We start from the raw sequence: 20,673 nt of genomic DNA, 5'->3' as shown, positions 1-20,673 counted from the left end.
GATTGCTCTACAAACTAATAAATAAACTAACTTAATCAATTGTCTTATATTATGAAAAAACTATTCTTTTTACTTACCCTCATTAGTTCTTTTAATATTTACGCTCAAGATACCGGAAGTATTAAAGGAATTATTACCGAAGTAAACGGTATGCCTTTATCTGGCGCTACGGTTTATATTAAAGCCTTAGACAAAGGAACTGTAACAGATTTTGATGGCAATTATATTATTGAGAACATAGCTCCAGGCACCTATGATGTCTCAGTGTCTTACCTTGGTTACGAAACTTCTATACAAAGCGTAACAGTTACAGCTGGGAGTGCTACTACGCTCAACACTTCTATAAAGGAATCTGATACGGTTTTAAACCAAGTTATTATTACGGCAAATAAGCAACCGCAAAAAATAACCGATGTACCTGCCACTGTAAATGTAATTAGTGCAAGAGATATTGAAGAATTTTCGAGTTTTAATATTGGAGAATTAGCCTCTAGACAAAAAGGTGTTGACTTTGTAAGAAGTGGTGTTTTAGGTACTGGTATTAATATAAGAGGATTTAATTCTGCTTTTAATTCTAAGAATTTACAAGTTACAGATGATAGGCTTTCAACCTTAATAGCTACGGGTTTACCAATGGGTTCATTTTCTACTGTTACTAAAGATGATATTGCGCGTGTGGAAATATTACTAGGTCCTAATGGAACGCTTTATGGCCCAAATGCTCATAACGGACTTGTTAGTACCATAACTAAAAATCCGAGACGTTCAGAAGGAACAACATTTGCAGTTGGAGCAGGAAACCAAAATGTTATTACAGCTAGATTAAGACATGCACAAGTTATAGATGAAAAGTTTGCTTATAAATTTCATTTTGAAAGATCTCAAGGAACAGAGTTTAATTATGTAGATAGTGTTTATGTGGGCACAAACGCTTATAAAGAATTAGATTTAGATCGCGATTTTGATTCACAAAAATATGGTGCTTCATTATTCTACAAACCAACATCGAGTTCAGAAATTTCTGGATATTATGGACATAGTAACAACAACAATATAGGTATTACTAGTGCAGGTAGAAATCAGATAAAAGATTGGAGCATCGATGTAGCACAATTAAAATATGTGTCTAAGCATTTCTTTGCAAATACGTATTACACATGGAGTAAAACAGACAAAACCTATGCAATGAACCAAAGAACTCAAAACTATGTTTCGTTTATAGAAAATGGATTTTCAGAAGAAGAAGCAAGAGAACGTTCTTTCACCGAACAATGGTTTCAAACTGGTGCAAACCAAGGAGAAGGTATTGCATTACAAAGAGGTGCTCTGTTCAAAGACGACTCGCAACGATTTAATGCAGAAGCTCAGTACAATAATAATTGGGGAAATTTTTATGCAACCGTTGGTGCTCAGTATCAGTTAGACATGGCAGACTCAAAAGGCACTTATTTACTAGATGAGGATGGCATAGACTTAGACCAAACAGGTATCTATACACAGTTAGAATATAAAATGGAAGATTCTGGATGGGGCTTTTTATTTGGAGGACGTGTAGACAATCATGAGTTATATGGCTCTAACTTTATTCCAAAGGTGGCAATAACTAAAAAAATGAATAATGGAACCTTTAGAGTAACCTATGGTAAAGGTATTGCCGTACCATCGATTCTTAATCTTAAAGGTAATTTATTTGGAGGTTTAGTTCTCGGTAATGGTGAAGGTTTTACATTAACTGATGGTACAAAAATTCAGAAGTTAGATGTAGAGACTATTAACTCGTACGAAATAGGTTATAAAGGTCAGTTATCTGATAAATTATTCATAGATGCTAATGCTTATTATAATCAATCCGATAATTTTATTAGTCCACTACGTAATGTAGCTGATGCCGCAAATGGTAACTTTGTAACACATGTTGGTGACAAACCAATAGGCGATGTTGTTCCAGGTTCAGACGGCTCATTTGTACTAACCTATTTAAACTTTGGACATGTAGATACTTATGGTCTAGATATTGGACTTAACTATTACTTTAATAACAATTTAAGAACATCGTTTAACTACTCTTACTTTGATCGCGATTTAGATAAAAATGATCTTGATAATGATGGAAATTTAGATGGCCAAGTACTAGAAAGTGAATTGCCAATTAATACACCAAATCATAAATTTAGCTTAGGATTTCATTACAATAAAGGAAAATTTTATGGAGCAATTTACGGAAGATATGTACAAAAGTATGATTTCTTCTCTGGTATAAATGTAGCTGCTGAAACACAAGATCAAGATGGTGACGGAGTTAACGAAATTGTTGAAAATGCCCAAGTTGGAAGAACATGGAACTACGGTCAGTTAGGTGGATTTACAGTAGATGCAAACGCAGGTTATAATTTTTCGGACAGCTTATCTTTAGGTCTTAATATTACAAATTTATTTAACGCAGAAGTTAGAGAATTTGTTGCTTCTCCAGTAATAGAAACTTTAGTGTCTTTTGAATTGAAGTATAAAATCAACTTCTTTAAAAACAAAGCTCCAGAAAATAACTAAGCGTCTTAACCATGCCAATATTACAAGTTAATACTATAGAACTTGATTATGAAGCTTATGGAGAAGGACAAGTACTTCTATTGCTTCATGGATTAGGATCAACAAAAAAAGATTGGGACGCACAAGTTCCATTCTTTTCAAAAAATTACAAAGTCATCGCTTTAGACCTCAGAGGACATGGTAATTCTACTAAACCAAAGTCAGATTACGGTGTAGAATTAATGACTGAAGATGTCAAACAGTTTTTAGACCAACTTAATATTAAAAAGGCAACTATTGTTGGTTTTTCCATGGGAGGAGCAGTCGCTTTTGAAATGGCAGCTAAACATCCTGAATATTTAGACAACCTAGTTATTGTAAATAGTGGACCAGATTTTAACAATATGGGAGAAATAGGTGAAGAACTTTTACAGAGTAGAACACATTATTTAGAAACTAAAGGTTTAGCTCAATTAGCTAAAGAAATTTCGTTTAATATGTTTCCTGAAGATCACCAAATAGAATTAAGAAATCAATTTGAAGAGCGTTGTAAAAACAACGATTATAATGCCTATTACAATTCTTTTGTAACCTTAATGGCTTGGGGTTTGGGAGATCGAATAAAAGAAATTTCTACTAGAACACTTGTTGTAGCATCAGACATGGATTATACACCTGTATCATTTAAAGAAGACTATGTACAAAAATTGCCAAATGCTAGTTTAAGTGTTATTAAAAACTCAAGACACGGAGTGGTTATAGATCAACCAGAGGCATTTAATCTCGAACTTCAAAAATTTTTAAACCATGAATAAAACCGTTCTTATTACAGGAAGCACAAGTGGTATTGGTCTAGGAATTGCAAAGCAATTTGCTAAAGAAGGCTATAATATTATGTTTCATGGCTTAGAGAAAAATGGACCTGAAATAGCCGAGGAAATTGGAGATAAGCATCGGATAAAAGTTGCCTTTTCTAATGCAAATTTATTACAATCCAAAGCTATTGAAGCATTAATAAAAAAAACCATTGAAACTTTTGGTGCGCTTCATGTATTAGTAAATAATGCTGGCATTCAATATGTTTCACCAATAGAAGATTTTCCAAATCAGAAATACGAAAATATTATAGCCATTAATATGAATGCTGTGTTCTACGCTTCAAAAGCCGCTTGGAAACAAATGAAATCTCAAGAGTTCGGAAGGATAATTAATGTGTCTTCTGTACATGGCATTAGAGCTTCAGAATTTAAATCGGCATATGTTACGGCTAAACATGGAGTAATAGGTATGACGAAAGTACTAGCTTTAGAAGGAGCTCCATTCAATATTACTTGTAATGCTATTTGTCCTGGATATGTAAAAACTCCATTGGTTGAAGGCCAAATAAAAGATCAGGCCAAAGCACATCAAATGACTGAAGAAGAGGTGGTTGAAAAAGTGATGCTAAAAAAACAAGCCGTAAAACAATTTGTACCTGTGCAAGCCATTGCAGATATGGCAATATTTCTTGCTAAAGAAAGCTCTACAACTATAACAGGTACTTCATTTGCTCTTGATGGTGGTTGGAGCGCTCAATAATTATATGTTTTTAAAATCAGGCGTCAGAAAAAATTAAGTGTTAGTCAAAGTTTTCTGGCGCCTTTTAAATTATAAAATTTAAATTTATTTGTAATGTCTATGCCATAAATGAGACTTAGTGGCTATGATTTATACATTTAAAGAGTTTTCTACCAACGCCATTTTTAGTATTGGTAATGAAGGGGATTTAAAGTCGTTTAGTAAAGCTAAACAGACCGAATTTTATACTTTTATTTGGTCTAATTCTGATGCTATTGAAATCATTATAGATAGTATTCCTTTTACAATTAAACCTCATAGTATTTTAGCACTTACTCCAATTCAGTACTTAGAATATATAAAAGGTAATGATGCCATTGTTTATCAATTTAATAGAGAATTTTATTGTATTAAAGACCACGACCAAGAAGTAAGCTGTGCTGGTATTTTGTTTTTTGGAAATACTAATATTCCTGTAATTCATTTAAATGACACTGAGCGATATAAATTTAAAACGCTTCATGATGTGTTTATAGATGAATTAGAAACCGAAGACAATATACAAGCAGAAATGCTTAGAATGTTAATGGCAAGATTTATTATTAAATGTACACGGTTATTAAAGACTAAAGAAGGTATAGTTGAAACTCCTAAAAGCTCTAAAGTAGATTTACTGCGTGAGTTTAATTTTTTGGTAGAACAGCATTTTAAAACTGAGCATAGTGTAGCTTTTTATGCTGAAAAATTGTTTAGATCACCAAAAACATTATCTAATAATTTTGCTAAACTTAATAGAAGTCCTTTACAAATTATACACGAGCGTATTGTTTTGGAAGCAAAACGATTATTAACCTATACAAATAAGACGGCAAAAGAAATTGCCTTTGAAATTGGTTTTGAAGACCCTTCGCATTTAAGTCGTTTATTTAAAAAACATACATCTTTAACTCCATCTAACTATAAAAAAGGTCTTAAAACTAATGGTTAGGAAAAATTGACAAGCTCTTGGGCAATTTTACTATTCTTTAACTTTATCTCTTGCGTCATCTTTGCATTGTAATATTAAAACAATAACAAGATGAAACTTAAACACAAATCAATATTCAATCTCATTGAAATATTTAGAAGAAGCCCTAAACCAATAACAAACACAATTGTTACTAAAACATATTGCGAGCATAAATACATCCATGATTTTTATTGTGATGCTGAAAGGCCGCATATAAGCTAAAAAATTGCAAAGGGAAAAAATGACAAGCCTAAGGGAAATATAATCATTCCATAAGTTTCTTATCTGTCGCAACTTTGTATCAACAAAAAATAATAACAAAACGCTGAATAAAAATTCAGAATAAAAATTTAAAATTATGAACACATTTAATGTACCAACAAGAGAAGACGTAAGCACAAACAATCAAGCAATTTTTGACAACCTTAATAAAGGTTTAGGTTTTGTGCCAAATTTATATGCAACTTATGCGCATAGTGATACAGCATTAGAAAACTACTTAAACTTTGCAAATGCTAAAACATCTTTGTCTGCTAAAGAGAAAGAAGTAGTAAACTTAGCTGTTAGTCAAGTAAATGATTGTATTTACTGCCTTTCTGCTCACACTGCAATTGGAAAAATGAATGGTTTTAGTGATGAACAAATCTTAGAATTTAGAGCTGGTTTTTCTTCAGATAATGCAAAACTTAATGCTTTAGCAAAATTGGCAAAAAACATTACTGAAAATAGAGGAAAGACAGATGAAGCGGTATTAGAAAACTTTTTTAATGCTGGTTATACCAAAGGAAATTTAATAGATACTATTTCTTTAGTAGGTGATAAAACTATTTCTAACTATGTACATAGTACAACTAAAGTTCCTGTAGATTTTCCAGTAGCTCAACCGTTAGAAACTGAAACAGTATAATAATAAATAAACTATAAATTTTAACATTATGAAAAAAATCATTTCAATATTAGTAATTGCATTAACCTTTACATTAATTGGTAATGCACAAGACAAAATGAAAGCTAAAGCTACAGTTGTAACTTTAGAGCAAACTAAAGGAGAGTTTACTCAAAAAGAAATTACGTTAAAAGAGGGTAACTACATTTTTGAAATCTCAAATAACAATGTAGGTCATAAAGTAGGATTTGTTTTAGTACCAAAAGGCAAAGATGCCTCTAAACCAGAAAATCATATATCAACAGCTTATGTTACCAAAGCTGTAGAGAATAACACCAAAGAGACTAGTAAAGTAACAACATTAGCAAAAGGTGAATATGTGTATTTCTGCCCATTAAATCCTACGCCTCAATATACGTTAATTGTAGAGTAGCTGTTTTATAAATTATAGAATAATAGATTGTAGTAGAAGAGCGACATAAATTTTATGTCGCTCTTTTTTATGCATAAAATAGTAAGTTTATGAGATTTTGTAGACTAAGAACATTAACTTTAAGTCCTAACTAAACACTAATATATAATGAAGAAAAATTACAAGTTTAAATTTTTTAACAAAAAGAGGATAACCGTTTTTGGGTTATCCTTATTATTTGTTCTGTCATCTTTTATACAAGCTCAAAACTCTGAAATTGAAGTGATTGATTTAGATTGGGACGTTTGTAGATATTATCCAAGTCCTAACAGTCATAAATCTTCTATTAAAGTCCCTAACTATATTAGACAAAAAGTCATTAATGGTGGAGGTGGTTGCTCTACTTTTATTGTAAACTATAATGGATTTACACCGCAAGCACAAGCTGCTTTTCAACAAGCTGTAGATATTTGGTCTAATTTATTAGAATCGCCTGTGCCTATTAGAGTATTTGCTAATTTTGGACCCTTAGGTGATGGCGTACTGGGTGGTGCTGGTCCTGATGGATTTATAATTAATGTTCCAGGATTTCCAACAAATATGGCTTTTGCTTCTGCGCTTGGAGAGCAACTTATAGGTGAAGATTCCGATGGTCCTTCAGGGACTTCTAATGATATTGTAGCAACTTTTAGTAGTACTGCAAATTTTTATTTTGGTTTAGATGCTAACCCTCCTGGAGGGCAGGTAGATTTTGTATCGGTTGTATTACACGAACTTGGTCATGGTCTAGGTATTCTTGGATTTGGCAGAGTACCAACTGATGTTGACGGTAATCCAGATCCAGATCCACCAGTAGTTGGAGCCCTTAGAAACAGTGGTTTTATAACTCCTTGGGACCAATTTATTGAAAATGGAACACCAGCTCCAATAACAAGTTTTACAGATCCATCTGCGGCTCTACTTTCTGAATTTACAGGGAATAACTTATTTTGTAATGGACCAATTGCTACCTCTCAAAATGGAGGTGTAAAACCATCTACTTATGCACCATCAACATTTAATGGTGGTTCTAGCTATAGTCATTGGGATGAATCTACATATTTTGCAGGTCATCCTAATTCTTTAATGACTCCTTTTATTGCGCCAGGTGAAGCTATACACAACCCTGGATTAGTTACCCTTGGTTTTATGGAAGATATGGGTTGGTCAATTTGTGGTGGTTCGCTTAGTACAGAAGAATTAACATTAGAGTCAATTGAAATAAGTCCTAATCCTTTCAGTTCGTCTTTAACGATTAAATTTATTAATGGTAATAACGACGATTATAATATTAGTATAATTGACATAAAGGGAAGAGTTATTTTAAATGAGATAAAAAACTCAATGGATGGTTCAATAGTTATTTCTAATTTAGATCAATTAGAAAATGCCATTTACTTTTTAGAAATTACCAATAAGAATAACGGAGCTAGTATTACAAAACGAGTAATTAAAGATTAGTGTATCTGAATGGTCTAGTTTCTTACAAACTAAAAAGAGCAACCAAATTTGGTCGCTCTTTTATTTTTCATTGATGTATCGTTAAAGATCAGTTTAATTAAAAATTTAGATTGTAATAATTCTATAAATAAAATTCTTTTCAGCTATGGTTGTTCTTTCTAATTCTATTTCTAATTTTAAATGATTTTTAAAAGCTATGTCTTTAATCTTATCTATGTTACAGTCTTGAGACAAGATCATTATTACATTTTTGTCTTTTCTTTGAGATAACTGTTTAAAAAGATCTTCAAAATATTCGAAATATTCCCCACAAAACCATGCTTTTTCTTTAACATCCTGTGGTGATTTTGGATAATATGGCGGATTAATAAAAATGTAATCGAAATTAGAATTTGTTATTGCTTTAAACAAATTTGAATTAATAATTTCTATTACTAAATTGTTTTTAATTGAAGCTTCTTTTAATGCAGTTAATGCACTTTCATTAATGTCTGATGCTGTTACTATAGCTTCTTTTTTTGAAGTATATAAAGAAATAATCCCAGAGCCACAACCTAATTCTAAAACTGTTTTACCTTTCAGTTCAATTTGACTTATATAGTCTAAAAGTATTTTGGTGCTAAAGGTGTAATGAGGTGGAAAAACACCTGGCATCACCAAAACTTCAACACCTTCGTAACTAAATGGCCTAGGTTTTGAGAAATACTTTTCTGTTCCGAATTTTAGTAATGGGTGCGATATCTTTTTTAGTAGCTTTCTAATCATTCTGAATAAAATCCTTCAATTTCTGGTTGTCTATATTTCCAAATTTTATGTAATGCTTTAATCTCATAAGGGTATTTGTAAATTCCTGATTTATAGCGTATTTTAGAGATGACTCTTAGTAATTTTTTCTTAACCCCTTTAATTCTAAAATCTGAAGCTGTTGGGTAATAACCATTTAATACCGTTTCAAAATTCATAATGCGATCTACCATTTTTGGTGTTAGCCATGGTGTTAATGGATTTTTTCGTAAATCGAAATTTTCCCAAGCAGGATCTAACCAATCATCTAATTTTTTAGGAAAACTAAAACCCGCCTTTTGAATTTGCTCATAAAGCTCTGAACCTTCCGTGGCTACAGGACTGTATAAATAAATAATGATTTCAGCATTTGGATTTATCTCCTTTATTTCTTTTATAAACTTGATGTCCCACTCAATTTGTGCCATCACTTGTTCTGGTGTATCTGCTGGCATTCCTAATACAAAAGAAAACTCAGGAATAATACCAATTGGATATAAACGCGCTGCAAAATCTTTTATCCCTTGCCCTGTCTGCGTACCTCCTTTATTCATTTGTTTAAGGATCTCGTCGTTTCCAGTTTCTGCACCGAGAAAAATCATTTTACAACCGGCTTCTTTCATTAGTTTTAGGTCGTCATCCGAGTACTTATTAATAGTATCTATACGACCTTCGCCCCACCAAGTTATTCCGTCGTTTTTTATTAGTTCGGAAAAAGCAACAACGCGTTTTCTTGATGTAAAGAAGTTGTTGTCATGAAACTCTATAGCATCTATGCCATAGTTGTCTTTAAAGTATTTGACATCATTGTAAACTGTTTTGGCTGATTTAGCTTTCCAACGCCCATCATAAATAGGCACCACTGCACAAAATGAACAGGTAAATGGACAACCTAAACTAGAATGATAAGAAAGCGTTTTATTACCTAAAAATGTGCGGCTTAAATAACCTTCTAAATCGTAAAATGAGTTGAGATGTTTATAAGGTAGCTTAGGCAGACTATCTTGTTCTAGAAGTTTTTCTTTTTTGGTACGTATAATGGTGCCATCAGCTTCTAAATAAATTAGATTCATAATGTTTGTTAATTCTTCTAAATTACCTGTTTCTAAGGTGTCTAATAAATGAGGAAACGTAACGTCTCCTGGGCCATTAACAATAAAATCTACATAAGGTGCTTCTATAGAAACCTTATACTGATTTGAAGCAAAATAACCACCCCAAATGGTTATTGCATTTGTATAGTTATCTTTTATTTTTTTTGTAAATGGAATAGCTTGTTTCAGTTGAGGTCCTGGCATCACAGTAGAACAAAAGTATTTAAACTCGCCTGTATTAAAATAATTAGAGATGGTTTGCCATGGGTCTTTTTCTAAATTACCATCTACAAATACATAATCGTATTTGCCATGTATAGAGGCACCAACTTGTAAAATAGAATTGGGTATTCTATGTTTACCGTTTGCACTTTTAGGATTGAAAATGATGATTTTATTGGCCATTAATTATTCAATTTTGCAAAAATATTGCCATGAAGATTTTTAATGTTCATTGCATTAAGTTGTGTTGTTATTTCTTTAGCTGACATCCATTTTTTGGAGCTCATTTTTATTTTTTCATTGAGTACATAGTTAAAAGTATAAACTCCTAAATTTTGTATCTTAGATATGCATAGTATTGTTTCCTCTATAAATCCACCAGTAAACTCAAATTCAATAATTGGAATCTTATAATTTAGATTTATTAAAATCTCGTATTCGTAGCCTTCTGCATCAATTTTGCAGAAATCCGGAATTCCATACTTTTCGATTTGCGAATTTAAAGTTACAACTTTAACGGTCTCTTTTTTATCCCAATAGCTATTTTCGGAAGTAAAATAGGTTTTAAATTTATTAGATAATGTTGCTATTTCAATATGGTTACCTACGTGTAAATCTAATTCACCTTTTTTAGACCCAATTGCTATTTTATTTAATTTAAAATTGCGGTGTGTTATTTTTTGTAATGCTTCATGGCATTTAGTTTGAGGCTCAAAGGCTATAACTTTAGCTCCTAAGGATAAAAATAATTTACTCTTAATTCCTAGATTTGCTCCAACATCAAAACATAGGTTGTTTTTACCAATTAGTTTTCGGTAAAAAAGCAGACTTTTATATGATTTAATGAATTGTAGCATATAGTCTAATTAAAGATTTGAGTTAAAGTATATCCCAAAATAAATTTTAGGTCTTTTAGGAAAATAATGCTTTAAAATATTTTTTAACCGATTATAAGGATTGAGTTTTATATCACTTTTTTTTAACCATTTTTTATCTTTATAATCTAAAAACCCTTTAGATTGATTATAGAATAAAGGAATATTATAACGTTTTTTAAACTCTAAATTTTTTGATTCAAAATGTTGCTTAATTAAAGTTGGATTTTTGTAAATAGCTAATCCTGTAAAAATGATTAGACCATTAGTACTTAATAATTTTTTTGCATCATTAAATACAGTGTCATGATTTTGAAAGAATGCCCAATTTCTATTAAAGATAATGAGGTCAAATTTCTTTTCAATTCTATATAATTCATCAGCTTGCATTTGCAATAATGTGAATTTTGTATTGTAATGGATGTTAGTTTTTAAGCCATCAAACGCGTCATCAAAAAAATTAATTCCAGTTAGGTTATGGCCTTTTTTTGTAAGGTAATTACATAACCACCCATTCCAAGAACCAACATCTAGAATCTCTAAATTTTGTTTGTTGCCGATGGTTGCATCAATTATTTTTACATCTTTTTGCCTCTCTTTCCATTCAGTTGTATGTATAGAAAACGGAAGATTTTTATACAAAGTGTTATCTGTAATTATTAGATTTTTCGTTTTTCTGTAATCTTGAAAGGCATTCAAAAAATAATTTAATTTTTCTTTTTCGTCATCCGATATAATGGAATAATAACCATTAGAGTAATAGTTTTTCAATTCATCTAGTGAACAATATTGATCATTATTTGGATGGAGTATTTTCATTTAATTAACTTTAATTTATAAAAACACAAAAAGCTACATTGGTTTATAAACACGCTTATTATAGCTCCCATTATTCCCATTTCTTGAATTAAGATATACGTAAGAATTAAGTTTAATATAGCGTTTATAAAATTGATTTTTAGAATAGAACTTTCTTTTTTATTTCTGTAATACATTATAATATCTACAATAAAAAAATAAGTAGGAATTGAAGCTAAACCACCTAAGATATAAAATTTAATAGGTAAGTTTAGAAGTGCTATTTTTTCTAAAATAAGCCATAGAGCAAAAGTACATATGGCTACTATCGGAAATGAAATTAAAGCCAACATTCTTTTAATTTCAGCAATTGATTTTGCAGGAAGTCTATACAAATGCTTATTAAAAGGTAAAATAATTAAGTAGGATAATGATTGAATTAATAAGAAAGCCGTAATTGCAATTTGGTATTCTGAAATTTGAGCTTTTGTCATTGTAAAATTAACGATATACAAGTCAATTTTTGAAGCAACCCAACCACTCAAACCAAGCATGAAAAACCAAAATGAAGCTTTAAATTCGATGGATGAAATTTTAAAATAAAAATCCTCGTTCCATAACTTTAGAGCAATAATTACCCATAAAAACTTAAATAAAAAAGTGATACAATACAGCTTTAAAAATGTTTCTAAGCTAAAACTTTTAAAGTAAAAAATACTACTTAAAATTAGTGAGAAAGCAATTAATTCTGCTATAAACTGTGCACCAAATTTTTGATGGTATATCACCAAACTTTCTAAGGCGTTATACGAATGCATAAGTACTACTAGGATAATACTCCAACAAGCAATGTTTAATGGAAAAAATAATAATAGTAATAATGCTAAAGGTAATAAAAGGCTTCTGCTAAAAAAATTAGAATAAAAAGCGTTATAGACTTTAGAGGGTTGTTGACTATATTTTCTAATTAAATAATCTTTGTTTCCCCAACTAATAATAAACACAATTAAAAAGACGGATAATAAAACGTTAATCATCGTTCCCCAATCTTCTTTTCCATAATATTTAATAGCAAAAAGAGCAATTAAAAAATTGAACACAGGGCCAGAAAATCCTCGTATTGTATTTATTCCTATTAGTAATAATCTATTCATTATACAGTTTTAAATAGGATTGAATACAATTGTTCTTCTCGGTTAAGTAAACACGTTTTTTATCATTTATTGGTTCATTGAAAAAGGATTTTAAAGTCCCTAACATCTCTTTGTTTGAGGTGCAAATTTTCCATTCGGGCAAGGGTTCTGCGATACCAACATTAAAAGAAACAACCTGCAAGCCTGAGTGTAAAGCTTCTAAAAACACAAACCCAAAAGACTCATAAGTACTAGTATGCAATAAAACTTTTGCTTGTGCCATTTTTTTAAGAACGTCTTGTCTTGGTAGTTTACCAGTAAGGTTAATAATGGCATTTAGCTCTAACGTTTCAATTTGTTTCTCTAGGGCAGCACGCATGGTTCCTTCTCCAATGATTTCAACTTTAAGATTGGGATTTGTTTTAGCTAAATCGGCAATAATTTTAACAAAAAGTGAATAGTTTTTAACCTCATTTAATGAACCAACACCCAAAATATCAATGGTACTTTCTTGTATAACTGGAAAAGATGTGGTGTCTAATTCCCAAGGAATAATCTTAGATTGTAACTTATAATTATTAAACAATGTTGCCTTATGATTTTCAGAAAGTGTCACAATTTCTACATTAGTTTTCATTAAGGCTTTTACATATTTATTGCCAAGATTGGCATCTTGTCCCATCACTGTAGAAATATGCTTAATATTATGCTTTTTTGAGAATTTAGAACCAATTAGAGAACATTCTCCAATCCAAAAACTATGTATAACTGTTATAGGATTTTCTATATGAAGTTTTAAAAGAGTCCGCATGGCTTTTCGCCAGATTAAGAGTTTTTTTAAATGTTTGTTTTTACCATTTAGCGGAATAACATCTATACCATTCCAATGATAAGTGTTATTAGAAAATGGAAATTGAAATGCTAATAAACTCATTTTAGTATTTGGTAGCGTAGCTTTTAGACTTTTTAGATACACTTGTAGCGCTGGTATTGTAGTGCTATCAGTTTTAGATTCTGCAAAGCCTGGAGTTAAAAAAACGATATGTGTAATTTTCGATTTCAATGCTGTTTGTAACTTATTTAATTCTTGTTTTTTAGTTCATAAAGCTTCCAACCTTCTGGACCTTCTTTTATTAATTTTAATCTATAGTTATCTTCCATGTTTTTCCAATTTAGCATTGGGTTTTTATCTTTCCACTGAATCCTAAATTTATTAGGATTAAACAAAACCATAGCATTAGAGTTAAAGTTACTATAGCGTTCAATCCACATGTTTTTGTAGTCAAAATTTAATGCTCTGCCTTTTAAGGCAATATCAATATCAAAACTGTAAAGTGTTTTGTTTTGGTAAGGTTTCATTAGAGTTACAATTCGTTTTTCTAATTGATTTCTATGATAAAAAGGTCGAAAAACGTAAATGCAAAGTGTAATTTGAATTAATAAAATAAATAGAAAAGTACTATTTCTAATTTTTTTTCGTGCTGAGAATTTATGGAGTAAAGACTGAAAAACAGGAAATAATAAAATTAAAATTAAACCAAAATTTAGAACTAAAAAACGAGAGTTCTGAAAAGGAATTCCAGCTAAAAACAAACTGTATAATAGGTACGAAATCAGTATTGTTTTATTTGGTTTAAATTTCAATTTTTTAAAAGCTATGGCAGCTAATAATACAATACCAATAATTAAAAATTTTGGATGATAGGCATTGTAAAAGGCATAGAAAATGTTGGGTAACTTGTTATAAGATGTGCCATCAACGGTATTAAATTCTGACTTAAAAAAGTTTAAAAACGACCATTGCTGCAGCCAATCGTGATTTAAAAATCCAGAAACATTATCACTTCTAATATAAAAATGAGGAATACTTAATATACCTAAGATGATTAAAATAGGAAGAAGATGTACAAGTTGACGTTTATGTTTTAATAATTTAAAAAGTATTAAAAACCCAAAAGGAACGAGAACAACAAAACTTGCATAACGTGTCATAATTGCTGATAGCGCAAATACAGCTGCATAATATAAACTCCTAGTTACACTTTGTTTATTAAATTTTAAGGCATGATAGATTGCTAAAATTATAAAACAAGTGGATAATAGATCTGACATTATAACCACGCCAAAAACAAAGATGGAAGGAGATAAAATAAAAAACAGAATAATAAAATGAAGTGCATATTCTGTATTGTCATAGAGGAGTCTTATGATTTTAAAAAGATAAATTGAGCTAATTATTGAGGCAATAAGGGTTATAGAACTTAATGTTATGGTTATATTTCCAAACACAAAATTTGCAATTGCTCCAAATAAAGGGTAGTACAATGGCCAAAAATAATCGCCCGCAGATTCACCACCATTTAACGCATTATATAGCGCATTAGAGTATCTTAAATATTCGTAAGAATCTTGTCCATATAGACCATCAAAACCTAAAGCTCTAGTAAACATCAATAATAGAAAAGGTACTAAGGTTAGTACCATATAAGGAGATATTATATTGTTCGTTTTTAAATTCAAATGATTATTGTTTTATAAAGCGTATCCAAGGAAAAGGTGAGTCCTTTTTATTCAAAATTTTATTTAATAGTTTGTGTTTATTAGTGTATAAATGTTCAAATTCATCAAGGTTATCAATCGAGTGATGAAAATAGTGTGATGCCATTTCTGGGAAACCAAGTTTATTATAGTAATTTAATGTTCTTTGTTTGGCTTCAGTAATTTGTGATGCCTTATAAAATGGACTATCTATGATATGAATTTCTCCATTAGGTTTTAAAAACATTTTTAAAGTTGAAATTAACTTCCTAAAATCTGGAAAATATTGAACACAACTGTTTAGGGTAATAATATCGAACTGCTGTTTAAAGCCAGATTCTTTTTTAAAAATATCACAATAAACATACTGTAAGTTTTGTCTTTTAAAAACACGAGCTGCTTGTTCTAATTCATTTCTATTAACATCTAACCCAATAACTTTATTTTTTTCAGATACATTAGAGATTGCATTAGTAAACCAACCATTTCCACAGCCAACATCGAGTATGTTTAGAGCTTCTTTTTTTGAATCTATATAATTTATAAATCGTTCAGTAGATTTAACTCTAAATTCCCACTCGTTTCGCTTTAATTTTGGCAATAATGCAACTTCTTTATCTGTAAGAATACGCTGTTCCTTTTGTCTAACAGCGATGTAAACATCTGAAAAAGAGTTAGTCTCTTCAGTGATATATACAACATTGTTTTTTATATGTAATTGACTGAAATCCATTATCCTTTATATAATTTCATCCCAGTTTGTGCTATAATAGATTTTGTTTTTAACTTAAAAGAGGTCAATAAATTTTTGTTTCTCCCTTTTAGAATTTCTTTATTAAAATTCACCTCATTCACAATTCGCCTCACCGCATAATCATAAAATTTACGAGAATAGGTTCTGGTAAAGTCAATATCTCTATCTGTTGAGGTGTCCCAGTTTGGTTTAACAGTTATTTGGTCTTCAATTTCATTATAAAGAGATGTACCTTTTATAGGATAAGCCACAGTAATTGTAAAATGTGTTGGATTTGCTGCCTTTAGATAGGTAATGGTTTCATTAATATCTTGTTCATCTTCACCAGGATAGCCAACCATTATAAAGGTGCCAGTTTCCATACCAATTTCGTTGGTTTTCTTAATGGCAGATTTTACAACATCAACATCGACACGTCTATCCATAGCATCGATAATTTTTTGAGATCCACTTTCTGCTCCAATCCAAATTCTGAAACATCCAGCTTCTTTTAATAGTTGTAAAACTTCATCAGTTAAACGCTCTGCTCTTGTAATGCATTCAAAAGGAATAGTTGCATTTTGTTTTAAGACTTCCTCATGGAATTCTTTTATCCACTTATGACTTACGGTAAAAACATCATCTACAAACCAAATGCTATCCGTATTATAGGTTTGTTTTAACATCAACATTTCAGCGGCAACCATTTTTGCAGGTCGTCTTCTGTAGCTTTGTCCATAAACTGCTGTGCTGCACCATTTACAAGTATAAGGACAACCTCTTTGAGTGCTAATTGTCATTGAACTTTTACCATGATGCGTTTTCCATGTACTTAAATATTTATCTACCGGAATTGCAGCTCTATTAGGCAAAGGCAATTCCGAAAGATCTTTCATTTTAATTCTAGGTGGTGTTTTTACAACGCTGCCATTTTCTAAATATGCAATACCTGTAATTTTGCTAAAATCGTTATTTTCTTTAATAGCATTATAGAGCTCTAAAGTCGTTTGTTCTCCTTCGCCAATGATTAGAAAATCTACTCCAGTATTGAGATAGTTTTCACAATTGTAAGTAATATCTGGACCACCTAAAATCAGTTTTGGGAAACCGTATTTCTTTTCTGTTTTTAGAATTTTAACCAGTTTAATAACATTAATTTTTGTCATTAAGTTGGTATAAATAGCAACAACTTTGGGTTGTTTTTCTTCTATAAAAATCAGTTGTTCTTCTTTTGAATAAAATGTAGAATCATAGAGATGATTTTCTACGTTATTTTCATTTAAATAACCAGAAATATAAAGTAAACCTAGCGGAGCATAAGGCTTCATTACAGCCTGTTCTTTGGCATCTTCGTACAGATAATATGCATGTGTAAGTACAATGCTCATTAGTTATTTTTTTGTCAGTTCTATTAAATAATGATCTGCATATTTAGCCCAAAAAGCGCTAGTAAATGTATTATCTAATGCTTTAAAAACGGATATTATTGGTTGTTTTGATAAAAATGAATTTTCAAGATAAGACGGAGGAATTGATAATCCTATTGGTTTCACCTTTACAGTATTGAAATGTGATTTCGCTAAATCTATAATGTCGTTAGGATTATGATACCAAGTTTCTACATTAACACCGTCAACATTGGCAAATACACGTCCTGATGTGTTTCTTCTTTTGGCATTTTTTAAATCACCTTTTAGCGTATAGTAAGTTTGTTCCCAAAGGCAATGCTTAGGCATAATTACTAAAATAATTTTACCATTAGCGTGAAGTAATTGCGAAGCTGAATAAAAAAATGTCTTTAATTCAATTTGAGACAAGCAGTTTAAACCACCAAAATTTGAAAATATAAGGTCAAACTTTCTGTTAAAAGAGGTTTCATCAATGGTATTAATATCTTGAATTTTAAAACTCAAGTTTTTTGAATGTGTCTTTGCTTTTGCCACTTTAATCATACCTTCAGAAATGTCTGTAGCTAAGATATGATGCCCTAATTTGGCAAATTGAATAGCATCTTCTCCAGTTCCACAATTGAGCTCTAAAATAGAAAGCTTCTCTTTTTGATTAAGAAGAGGATTTAGATATTTATATACCATACGACGCTGTGCTTTACCAATGTTAGAAAAGGTAAATGCAGAATCGTATTCTACAGAAGCTATATCAAAACCATTAACCATTAGAGAGTTCCATATTTTTAAGTTGCAGTTTATCTAAAAAAGCAGAAGGTAAATAATAACCTAATAATACTATAGATCTCAGTTGTTGCTTAGATAATTTAAATGGATGTTTAATACCATTTTTTAAGTTTTCAAATGCTTGACTTTTTCTATATTCTTTATGCACATAACGCTGAAGTTTTTTATAAAATGCAGAGCTGTATGTACCTTTAAAAAGCATTGCTAAATCGTCAGAGTCTGTCCAATTGGCTTTTAGTTTTAAATCATCTTTTACTTTATCATAAAACTTTGTTCCAGGTAGAGGATAAGACACGGAAACACCAATATTATCTGGCACCAATTCTTTAATCATAGCAATGGTTTTAGAAATATCTTCTTTGGTTTCTCCTAAATATCCAAACTGAATAAAGAAAGCGACTCTAACGTTTTTTTCTTTTAGTAATCGTGTGGCTTCATAAATCTGTTCAATGGTTGTGTCTTTATCCATTGCATCTAAAATGGCTTGTGAGCCACTTTCTGCACCAACCCACACTTCTTCTAATCCGCTTTCTGCTAAAGCATCAATAGTGTCTTCTTTTAATAATAAATCAACACGACTTTGAATGTAATAAGAGATTGAAAGCTCTTCTTTTTTAAGTTCTTTATTAAAATCCTGAACCCAATTTGGTTTCAATCCAAATATGTCATCACACATCCAAAAACGATTGACTCCATAAGTTTCTGAGAGGTATTTTATATGTTTTGTAATGTATTTTGGTGAATGCGAATTATAACGGTTGCCGTAAATTGGTTTTGCACACCAATTGCATTTAAAAGGGCAACCACGAGTAGTGGCAATATTTAATGTAAACTTATTTCCGCCACTAGTCCAAATGGCTTTATAAGCATTAATATCTATCAAATCCCATGCTGGTATTGGAAGCTCGTCTAAATCTCGTAAAACAGGTCGTTGCGGATTTTTTTTTATACTTCCGTTTTGATAAAAAACAAGTCCTTTAATTTCAGAGGTATTAGTATTATTTTCTAGCGCGTCAACCAATTCTTTTAAAGCTATTTCACCTTCTCCTTGTATTATAAAATCTGCACCAGCATTTAAATACTTTTCATAATGATCAGTAGAATCTGAGCTGCAAACAATCACCTTACAGTTAAGTTGTTTGGCAATTTTAATCATCTCAAAAGCAGCATCGCGCATTGTTGTTAAACACATTTTAGTGAGGTAATTAAAACCATCGTCATAAAGCACAAATGTTTTAGGCTTCTGAGCTTCTAAATAAGGTTGTACAGCTTGTGGATTGTCTAATAGGTTAGCATCAAAAACACCAACTTTATATCCGTTTTCTCTTAAATACGAAGCAGCATATAAAGTGCCTAGTGGAGGATATGGAGTTTTATTGTTCCATTGTTTAGGATCAAATTTGTAGTAATATGAGTGTGAGAATACAACATCAAGCATTTTCCATAGTTAAGTTAAGATTATATGCTTTGTTTTTGTCGTCGTAACGTTCATTTAGTTTACCAATAACTTTGGTTTGAAAATCCTGAGGATGATGTTTTGAGACATCATTCGTCGATTTTAGAGCAATTTCAAATTCTTTTTTTCTGAGGTGCTTAAATTTAGATTTCCACTTTTTTAAAGTCAGTTTTTTGAGATAAAGATTTAATTTATAACCCAATTTATTTGTAAATAAGAATTCTAAAGATCGACTCCAAATTGGTTTTTTAAAACTTTCTGAAAGTAGCTGAATATTAATGGTTCTGTTAGGGTAGAAATCTAGAGCCCATTTATTTTGGGCAACAAAGACATTAAAAACAGTTTTACCATAAATAGGAATCAGCGTTATTAACTCTGTAGCAGTAAATTTATTTTGTTCAGCTATTTTTAGATGGTCAGAGCTTATAAAATAATTGACGCAAAAATATTTTTTAGAATTAAATAAAAACAACTTTTTAAACAAGATTAGAAGCGTCCTTGCCAACCATAAATATTTTGGTTTCGTGATAATGAAGAAGTCAATATCACCATCATCATCATAATACCCTTTTGATAATGCACCAGAAACAGAAACAGATTCTATAAATGGAAAAGACATAATCAGTTTTCCTCGTTTTAAGGCTTTTGGCATTATATGTTCTGCCATTATATTACCGTTTAATCGCCTTTGCACTAAAGAAGCATCATTGACATCGGAATAGTAATTGCCAAACTTAAAAACGATATTATTATTAATTAAATCTTGTAGTTGGTTTTTTATATCTTCTATGTTTTTTTCGGAAGAGAATGAAAACACTTCTTCTAAAGTTAGAGGATATTTAAAGATTGAAAAGTATATTATGACTTTTAGGGCGTTCATATATAAGTAGTAATTTTCAATAAAAATAAGTTTTAATTATTATACGATGAAGTTAAAATAAGACTTACTTTAGACTGTT

Annotated in this window: 19 protein-coding genes; 7 read left to right on the top strand and 12 right to left on the bottom strand. The window is 30.7% G+C overall.

The window, feature by feature from the left end:
* The first annotated feature begins 51 nt into the window (after positions 1-51).
* The 7 genes from H8K90_RS04245 to H8K90_RS04215 all read left to right on the top strand — a co-directional run bounded on the left by H8K90_RS04245 (position 52) and on the right by H8K90_RS04215 (position 7,890).
* Positions 52-2,547, top strand: a complete 2,496-nt coding sequence (locus H8K90_RS04245; protein ID WP_186844692.1) for a TonB-dependent receptor — start codon at positions 52-54, stop codon at positions 2,545-2,547.
* An 11-nt stretch (positions 2,548-2,558) separates the two neighbouring features.
* Positions 2,559-3,341, top strand: coding sequence for an alpha/beta fold hydrolase (locus H8K90_RS04240; RefSeq protein ID WP_186844691.1), 783 nt, complete (start codon positions 2,559-2,561; stop codon positions 3,339-3,341).
* Entirely contained in the window at positions 3,334-4,104 is a 771-nt protein-coding gene (locus H8K90_RS04235) for a 3-hydroxybutyrate dehydrogenase (protein ID WP_186844690.1), read from the top strand. The genes H8K90_RS04240 and H8K90_RS04235 overlap by 8 nt, the downstream gene beginning before the upstream one ends.
* 124 nt (positions 4,105-4,228) lie before the next feature.
* A complete protein-coding gene (locus H8K90_RS04230; protein WP_186844689.1) occupies positions 4,229-5,071 on the top strand; it encodes a helix-turn-helix domain-containing protein in 843 nt (280 codons plus the stop codon).
* 379 nt (positions 5,072-5,450) lie between these two features.
* A complete protein-coding gene (locus tag H8K90_RS04225; RefSeq protein ID WP_186844688.1) occupies positions 5,451-5,999 on the top strand; it encodes a carboxymuconolactone decarboxylase family protein in 549 nt (182 codons plus the stop codon).
* A 28-nt stretch (positions 6,000-6,027) separates the two neighbouring features.
* Positions 6,028-6,411: a cupredoxin domain-containing protein gene (locus H8K90_RS04220; RefSeq protein ID WP_186844687.1), complete on the top strand. Its 384-nt coding sequence runs from the start codon at positions 6,028-6,030 to the stop codon at positions 6,409-6,411.
* 147 nt (positions 6,412-6,558) lie between these two features.
* On the top strand, positions 6,559-7,890 hold the full coding sequence (locus H8K90_RS04215) for a T9SS type A sorting domain-containing protein (RefSeq protein WP_186844686.1): 1,332 nt from the start codon (positions 6,559-6,561) through the stop codon (positions 7,888-7,890).
* Between the two features lie 105 nt (positions 7,891-7,995).
* On the opposite strand, the gene H8K90_RS04210 is transcribed toward H8K90_RS04215, so the two are convergent.
* From H8K90_RS04210 to H8K90_RS04155, 12 genes are read right to left on the bottom strand one after another with little or no spacing between them, the layout of a single operon-like run.
* Positions 7,996-8,655 carry a methyltransferase gene (locus H8K90_RS04210; RefSeq protein WP_186844685.1) on the bottom strand — a complete coding sequence of 220 codons (660 nt, stop codon included), beginning with the start codon at positions 8,653-8,655 and terminating at the stop codon, positions 7,996-7,998.
* Positions 8,652-10,172, bottom strand: coding sequence for a B12-binding domain-containing radical SAM protein (locus H8K90_RS04205; RefSeq protein WP_186844684.1), 1,521 nt, complete (start codon positions 10,170-10,172; stop codon positions 8,652-8,654). The genes H8K90_RS04210 and H8K90_RS04205 overlap by 4 nt, the downstream gene beginning before the upstream one ends.
* A complete protein-coding gene (locus H8K90_RS04200; protein ID WP_186844683.1) occupies positions 10,172-10,846 on the bottom strand; it encodes an FkbM family methyltransferase in 675 nt (224 codons plus the stop codon). Before H8K90_RS04200 ends, H8K90_RS04205 begins: the two co-directional genes overlap by 1 nt.
* A gap of 9 nt (positions 10,847-10,855) precedes the next feature.
* Positions 10,856-11,683, bottom strand: coding sequence for a class I SAM-dependent methyltransferase (locus tag H8K90_RS04195; RefSeq protein ID WP_186844682.1), 828 nt, complete (start codon positions 11,681-11,683; stop codon positions 10,856-10,858).
* A complete protein-coding gene (locus H8K90_RS04190) occupies positions 11,680-12,816 on the bottom strand; it encodes a lipopolysaccharide biosynthesis protein (protein ID WP_186844681.1) in 1,137 nt (378 codons plus the stop codon). Before H8K90_RS04190 ends, H8K90_RS04195 begins: the two co-directional genes overlap by 4 nt.
* Entirely contained in the window at positions 12,809-13,858 is a 1,050-nt protein-coding gene (locus tag H8K90_RS04185) for a glycosyltransferase family 4 protein (protein WP_186844680.1), read from the bottom strand. The genes H8K90_RS04190 and H8K90_RS04185 overlap by 8 nt, the downstream gene beginning before the upstream one ends.
* 17 nt (positions 13,859-13,875) lie before the next feature.
* Complete coding sequence (locus H8K90_RS04180) at positions 13,876-15,315, bottom strand: ArnT family glycosyltransferase (protein ID WP_186844679.1); 1,440 nt, start codon at positions 15,313-15,315, stop codon at positions 13,876-13,878.
* A 4-nt stretch (positions 15,316-15,319) separates the two neighbouring features.
* The gene (locus H8K90_RS04175) at positions 15,320-16,066 is read right to left on the bottom strand and encodes a class I SAM-dependent methyltransferase (RefSeq protein ID WP_186844678.1); all 747 of its coding nucleotides are present in this window, start codon (positions 16,064-16,066) and stop codon (positions 15,320-15,322) included.
* On the bottom strand, positions 16,066-17,454 hold the full coding sequence (locus H8K90_RS04170) for a B12-binding domain-containing radical SAM protein (RefSeq protein ID WP_186844677.1): 1,389 nt from the start codon (positions 17,452-17,454) through the stop codon (positions 16,066-16,068). Before H8K90_RS04170 ends, H8K90_RS04175 begins: the two co-directional genes overlap by 1 nt.
* Before the next feature lie 3 nt (positions 17,455-17,457).
* Positions 17,458-18,240 carry a class I SAM-dependent methyltransferase gene (locus tag H8K90_RS04165; RefSeq protein ID WP_186844676.1) on the bottom strand — a complete coding sequence of 261 codons (783 nt, stop codon included), beginning with the start codon at positions 18,238-18,240 and terminating at the stop codon, positions 17,458-17,460.
* Positions 18,233-19,696 carry a B12-binding domain-containing radical SAM protein gene (locus H8K90_RS04160; protein WP_186844675.1) on the bottom strand — a complete coding sequence of 488 codons (1,464 nt, stop codon included), beginning with the start codon at positions 19,694-19,696 and terminating at the stop codon, positions 18,233-18,235. The genes H8K90_RS04165 and H8K90_RS04160 overlap by 8 nt, the downstream gene beginning before the upstream one ends.
* Positions 19,689-20,594 (bottom strand): nucleotidyltransferase domain-containing protein, encoded by a 906-nt coding sequence (locus tag H8K90_RS04155; protein WP_186844674.1) that lies wholly within the window; start codon positions 20,592-20,594, stop codon positions 19,689-19,691. The genes H8K90_RS04160 and H8K90_RS04155 overlap by 8 nt, the downstream gene beginning before the upstream one ends.
* Positions 20,595-20,673: the final 79 nt, after the last annotated feature.

The organism is Winogradskyella echinorum (assembly GCF_014297365.1).
Classification (GTDB): Bacteria; Bacteroidota; Bacteroidia; order Flavobacteriales; family Flavobacteriaceae; genus Winogradskyella; species Winogradskyella echinorum.
This window is presented reverse-complemented; position numbering and strand designations above follow the sequence as displayed.